This is a genomic window from Pseudomonas sp. BJa3 (assembly GCF_026343815.1).
Taxonomy (GTDB): domain Bacteria; phylum Pseudomonadota; class Gammaproteobacteria; order Pseudomonadales; family Pseudomonadaceae; genus Aquipseudomonas; species Aquipseudomonas soli.
In genome coordinates this window covers 1-245 of sequence record NZ_JAOXMC010000443.1, presented here as the reverse complement: position 1 = coordinate 245, position 245 = coordinate 1, and the positions used below count along the sequence as shown (strand labels likewise).

Sequence of the window (245 nt, the reverse complement as noted above, 5' to 3'; positions counted from 1 at the left end):
ACGCACCAGTGAGCCACCAGCGATGACCTAGAGCCTGATACTGCGGCTTAAGCTTATAGGCATGCTCGCCTGCGTTCTTCATCGCTTCAACTATCGCACCCTGAAGGTAGCGCTTGCTTCTTTCATCCATCGGCACCGCGTCTTCGATCAATGCCGCCAGTTGATCGATGAACCACGCCGACCGTTCGGCAGTCACCACAGCGTCCGTCAGAAAAGGTAGCACGAGGCGACTGCGGGCTGACTTC

Annotated in this window: 1 protein-coding gene; it reads right to left on the bottom strand. The window is 57.1% G+C overall.

What is annotated here, in order from left to right:
* Positions 1–196: hypothetical protein (locus tag OH705_RS28345; protein WP_267303587.1), on the bottom strand; the 196-nt coding region annotated here is incomplete at its 3' end.
* Positions 197–245: the final 49 nt, after the last annotated feature.